Below are 1220 nucleotides of genomic sequence, written 5' to 3'. Positions count from 1 at the left end.
CGTGCCCATGGCGCCGGGTCTCGTGCTTCCCCCAGCAGAGAGAGGTCTTTCCTACATGTCCAGCTTCCTCAGCAGGCGCAGTGTCCTCGCCACGGGCGCGGGTGCCGCCCTCGGTCTCGGCGCCGCCGCGGCTCCGGCCACAGCCTCTCCTTCCGCGTACCGGCACGCCTCCGGCCCCGAGGAGACCAGGACCCTCGACGAGCTGCACCAGGCCGCCCTCGCCGAGGGCGGCAAGCTCGTGCTGTACGCAGGCGGTGACACGCCGAACCAGCTGGACGGCGTCAAGGCGGGCTTCATGCGGCGTTTCCCGGGCATCGACATGACGCTGATCGTGGACTACAGCAAGTACCACGGCACGCGTGTCGACAACCAGCTCGCGACCGGCAGCCTCGTCCCCGACCTCGTCCAGCTGCAGACTCTGCACGACTTCGCGCGCTGGAAGGAGCAAGGCCATCTGCTGCCCTACAAGCCCGCCGGGTTCTCCAAGCTGCACCACCGATTCCGGGACCCGCAGGGCGCCTGGGTGGCGGGCGCGGTGATCGGCTTCAGCTTCATGTACGGCCCGGCGGCGGTCGGTTCGGACGCGCCGCGCACTCCGCTCGACCTGGTCGACCCGAAGTGGAAGGGGAAGATCGCCTCGTCGTACCCGCATGACGACGACGCGGTCCTGTTTCTCTACAAGCTGTACGCCGAGCGGTACGGCTGGGACTGGGTGGCCCGGCTGGCCGCACAGGACGTGCGGTTCGGGCGGGGCACCAATTTCCCGGAGGACGCGGTGAGCGACGGCCAGGCGGCGATCGGTGTCGGCGGGTCGGGGCGGCTGACGGCGCCGGCGTCGGAGCCCGTGCGGTGGGCGGTGGCCGACGGGCATCCGTTCATGGCGTGGGGGCAGCGCCTCGCGGTCCTGAGACAGGCCAAGAACCCGACCGCGGCCAAGCTCTACATCAACTGGGTGCTGTCCGCCGAACGGCAGCAAGCAGCCTTCTTCGGCTGGTCGGTACGGACCGACGTCACTCCCGCGAGCGGGCTGAAGCCGATCTGGAAGTACCCGAACGCCCACCTCGACGGCTTTCCCCGCTTCATGGCCGACCGTGCCGAAGTGGAGCGCTGGAAGCAGACGTTCGCCCTGTACTTCGGCGAGGTCAAGGGCGACCCCACGCCGGGCTGGCTCGGGCTGCACCCCGGAGCGTGACCATGGGCGGGGCCGCAGGTCCCACCGG

The 1220-nt window shown here is 70.2% G+C and carries 1 protein-coding gene; it reads left to right on the top strand.

Features of this window, described 5'->3' with window-relative positions; genetic code table 11:
- Positions 1-55 precede the first annotated feature (55 nt).
- The gene (locus ACP4J3_RS50680) at positions 56-1192 is read left to right on the top strand and encodes an ABC transporter substrate-binding protein (RefSeq protein WP_426545065.1); all 1137 of its coding nucleotides are present in this window, start codon (positions 56-58) and stop codon (positions 1190-1192) included.
- The last annotated feature ends 28 nt before the right edge of the window (positions 1193-1220 follow it).

This window comes from Streptomyces sp. UG1, from assembly GCF_049974585.1.
Lineage (GTDB): Bacteria > Actinomycetota > Actinomycetes > Streptomycetales > Streptomycetaceae > Streptomyces.
The sequence above is the reverse complement of the archived record's forward strand: the minus strand, read 5'-3'. Positions and strand labels throughout refer to the sequence as shown.